6 protein-coding genes are annotated in these 3,989 nt (G+C 40.2%); all 6 read left to right on the top strand.

Going from position 1 to position 3,989, the window contains the following annotated elements; genetic code table 11:
* Nucleotides 1-113: 113 nt before the first annotated feature.
* Nucleotides 114-287 (top strand): hypothetical protein, encoded by a 174-nt coding sequence (locus AB6T38_RS19145; protein ID WP_372548815.1) that lies wholly within the window; start codon nucleotides 114-116, stop codon nucleotides 285-287.
* Nucleotides 288-335: 48 nt separating this feature from the next.
* Nucleotides 336-818: a hypothetical protein gene (locus AB6T38_RS19140; RefSeq protein ID WP_372548814.1), complete on the top strand. Its 483-nt coding sequence runs from the start codon at nucleotides 336-338 to the stop codon at nucleotides 816-818.
* An 89-nt stretch (nucleotides 819-907) separates the two neighbouring features.
* Entirely contained in the window at nucleotides 908-1,657 is a 750-nt protein-coding gene (locus tag AB6T38_RS19135; RefSeq protein WP_372548813.1) for a ZIP family metal transporter, read from the top strand.
* Nucleotides 1,658-1,786: 129 nt separating this feature from the next.
* The gene (locus tag AB6T38_RS19130; protein WP_372548812.1) at nucleotides 1,787-2,767 is read left to right on the top strand and encodes a transposase; all 981 of its coding nucleotides are present in this window, start codon (nucleotides 1,787-1,789) and stop codon (nucleotides 2,765-2,767) included.
* A gap of 387 nt (nucleotides 2,768-3,154) precedes the next feature.
* Nucleotides 3,155-3,457 (top strand): hypothetical protein, encoded by a 303-nt coding sequence (locus AB6T38_RS19125; protein ID WP_372548811.1) that lies wholly within the window; start codon nucleotides 3,155-3,157, stop codon nucleotides 3,455-3,457.
* 310 nt (nucleotides 3,458-3,767) lie between these two features.
* A partial coding sequence (locus tag AB6T38_RS19120; RefSeq protein ID WP_372548816.1) for a VOC family protein occupies nucleotides 3,768-3,989 on the top strand: 222 nt, incomplete at its 3' end.

Below are 3,989 nucleotides of genomic sequence, written 5' to 3'. Positions count from 1 at the left end.
TATTAAGACACCCATCTTTAAAACTAACAATGAACGTTGTATGTGTATCCCGCGGTTAGGGCTTTATGTTCATATTTTAAATAGTACTTTTTCTTTTCATTAATATGGGTGTCTTGATAAACCGTAATAGAGAATATGAAGCATTTAATGTCGAGGTCTTTGGTCAGGGAAAGCCTATCATTTTAATTCCAGAAGTCTCTCCTTCTGCCTCTATTTGGAAGCAGACCGTTGAGCACTTTTCTAAAATTCCAGAAGAACGCTATTTCAGAGTATATTCGTTTAAATAAATTAGAAGACGTGGTGATTGTCGATCACTTTCTTGTGGTACTTTAGGGTTGTGGCTAGCAACAGAAAGTCATCCACAAATTTCGGCAGTGGTGGATATTGATGGGCTGCCGGCTTTAGGCGCATTAATTGGCAACCAACAAGCATCGAGTAGCAAAATGCCTAGATCTTTCGACCCTAAAAGTATGATCAAATCGATGGTACATAATGAAGCTTGGCACCCTCAGATGTTGAATGAAATGATGACTTCTTATCCCATGACGTCGGGAAGGGCATTCGGTGAATTGATGCAATTAGATCTAAGAGATAAGCTTGTCAAAATTGAACGCCCTGTACTAACTATTGCCGCACCGGCACACGTTGAGCCTTATGAAAGTTATGATGTAACTAAAAATAATTACCTGACTCAAATGGCTAATATTCCCGACAATTTAAACTATATGGTTTATGCCAAAAGCACTAAGCACTTCTTTATGGCTCACAAACCTGAGCGGATGTTCAATCAAATAGAGTTGTTCTTGTCTAGTCTTTAGCTCAAAATGTGGCCTATAGCTTAGAGTTACTTAACACCTGTCACTAGACAACCTTTTGTATGTCGAAAAGGAAAATATAGCGTAATAGATTGGAGGGTACTAATTTGGATACCACATTGCTGACTATCCTGGTTTTTGGATTCTTAATGAGCTTGATCGCTATCATCGGTGGGTTATTTATCTTATTGCCAGAGAAAGTTTTGAAGCGTTGGCTAAAGCCTATCGTTGCATTTGCAGCTGGTTCGTTGATAGGCGGCGCTTTCTTTCATATGCTCCCCCATGCACTAAGTACTTCGCAACCGACGATATCGGTATTAGTCTGGGTGGTCGTCGGTTTTACCGCATTTTTTGCCCTTGACCAACTTCTGGAGTGGCATCATTGTCACCGTATGCCTTCTGAACATGTGCAGCCTTTAGGTCCTTTGTTGTTGATTGCTGATGGGGTGCACAATTTCCTTGGAGGGCTTGCCATTGGAGCTATCTTCGTTGTGGATATTCGGGCTGGAATAGCTGCATGGATCGCTGCTGCTTTGCATGAAATCCCTCAAGAAATCGGCGACTTCGGAGCGATGGTCCATGCTGGCTATTCACGAAGTAAGGCACTGCTTTATAATTTTATATCTGCATTAACTTTTCCCCTCGGTGGTGCCATTGCGTATGGTGTAGGACAACATATCAATGTGTATTTTCTCGTAGCCTTGGGAGCTGGAAACTTTTTGTATATCGCAGGTGCAGATCTTCTTCCAGAGGTGAAACAAGCGGAGCAACTTTGGGAGACAGGCGTTAGATTTTCATTCTTTGTTTTGGGTGTCTGTGTGCTTTATGCTGCGACACTTTAACGACTCTTTCTTAGTTGGACAGCCATAATTACTTGGTATAGTTTTTAAATATGACATCCATGCTTGTGTGGTAATTTTTTCCAGATGTTCTAGGCTTTAATTAACCTAAACAACCAAGGATGGTTTGTTATGCCTCAGTCACGTAAATCACAAATTAGTCTTGTTGATACACCCTATTACCACTGTGTTTCTCGATGTGTTCGCCGCTCATTTCTGTGTGGAGAAGATAAGTTGACGGGGCAAAGTTACGAGCACAGGCGAGGTTGGGTTGAGCAACGTTTACTTCATTTGGCTTCTATCTTTGCCATTGATGTGTGTGCGTATGCGGTGATGAGTAATCATACTCATATCGTGTTGTGTGTTGATAAAAACCAAGCCGATAATTGGTCGTCAAAAGAAGTGGTTTTTCGTTGGCATCAATTACATAAAGGCACCTTAGTTAGCCAACGATTTATGCGTGGTGAGTCACTCAGTCAAAGTGAGTTATTTACTCTCAATGAAACGATTAAAATTTATCGTCAACGTTTGTACAACATTAGTTGGTTTATGCGAAACCTGAATGAATACATCGCCCGAGAGGCGAACAAGGAAGATGACTGCACGGGACGGTTTTGGGAAGGGCGTTTCAAATCCCAAGCATTGTTAGATGAACCCGCGGTACTAGCCTGCATGGCTTATGTGGACCTAAACCCTATTCGGACCAAAATGGAAAAAACACCTGAAACCTCAAAGTACACCAGTATCCAACAACGCATAGAGTGTTTAACCACAGGAGAGCAACCTCGAAACCTGATGCCTTTTGTGGGTCATCATAAACAAGGCATGTCAAAAGGGATTGCGTTTAGCTTAATTGATTATTGTGAACTTATAGACAGCACAGGCAGATGCATTCGTGACGATAAGGCGGGTCACATCGAGCATCAAAATAGCCCCATTTTAGAACGTTTTGGACTTAATTCGGAACAGTGGATAAGCCTTGCTACCGAGTTTGAGGAACATTTTTACTCAGCGGTCGGTAGTGAACATATGATGCAACAATTTAAACAGCATACAGGCCATCAACGAATACGCGGGCTGGCAAAATCCAAAGCATTATTACAACAAGCCTGATAAGTTCTGTATCTAGCTTTGATTAAATCACCTAACCGGGTGATGATTATCGCTGCCTGCCATTTGCACTAAATCACAACTACAGCCAAATAAAACCAAAGTAATTCAAACTCTCAGTCAACTTCCACTTTCAACCTACAAAAACACCCTGTTTAGGTCACGTTGGCGTGTTGGGGAGGTCAAAACGAAGAGTGTCTTAGCTTGGGTGTCTAGATAATCCGGTGGCTGTCTCAATTGACCAAGTAATTTGTATATAGCGTTATACTTACAGTTAGCTTAGTATATATTCCATAAAAATTAATTACTTAGTTGGAGTTTGCTTTAGGTGAAGTCGTTTAGGCTTAATAATGACTTCGGTATGGCTGTTTTATGCTAGGGCGTTCAATAATGGATTGCAGCACAATGGAAGAACAAGCGAGTAAAGTTCGACGAAGTTCAAACTTAATTAAAGGTTTTATGACACTTGTGGTGGTTATGCAAGTCACCCAATTTTATCAAACCAATACAATTGATATGGGATCCTTTGCAGGGAGCGTTGGTATTTTATCACTGCTTCGAGCTTTGCTCTTATCCCCACTTTTATTAGTCGCTCCTCTTAGGCGGTGGTTCAAAGAAAATGTTAGGTTCTCCCAAGAAAGCCATAAATATCTACTGTTAGCATTCATATTAATTTTAGTCAGTGCGATTTAAAAGTATCTTTATTAAGTACCTAATAAACTAAACAACGCTACTGTTTTTGTCCCTAAATTATTGACTTAACATGAAAGCTGGAAATGACATACAAGGAAGTGAAAATGAAAGTTGGTGCAAAGTGTTGGAAGACAAAATTAAGCCTTATAGAGCAAAAATCGCTATTGGTTTTTGCGGCATTTGTTTTTGTATTAATACTTCTCTGGTCAGGAATCAAAGTGGGATAGGTAATAGGCTGGGTTATTACCATGTAGTCGTTAATTTATTTCTTTAAAGCGCTATAACCTTTAGAAATATTGAAGGAAGTAAAATAGAGCTCAATCAAGTAACCTTGCCTGTAAAAGATATGGATGTATCTGTTCAGTTTTACCTTCTTCTTGGGTTTACACTGATAGTCCATACGCCACACTATGCACGCTTTAGTTGTCCTGAAGGTGATGCCACATTTTCACTTTCATTAGAACAAAGTAATTTTGAAAATCACTCAGTTATTTACTTTGAGCACAAAGCGCTAGAAGAGCTTTGCCAAGAC

This window comes from Aliiglaciecola sp. SL4, from assembly GCF_041538045.1.
Taxonomy (GTDB): Bacteria; Pseudomonadota; Gammaproteobacteria; order Enterobacterales; family Alteromonadaceae; genus Aliiglaciecola.
Note: the sequence above shows the minus strand (reverse complement) of the source record. Positions and strands in the feature narration are given on the sequence as shown.

Coding starts and splice junctions, on each gene's coding strand:
- AB6T38_RS19130 (WP_372548812.1), top strand. CDS start 1,787: ATGCCTCAGTCACGTAAATCACAAATTAGTCTTGTTGATACACCCTAT.
- AB6T38_RS19125 (WP_372548811.1), top strand. CDS start 3,155: ATGGATTGCAGCACAATGGAAGAACAAGCGAGTAAAGTTCGACGAAGT.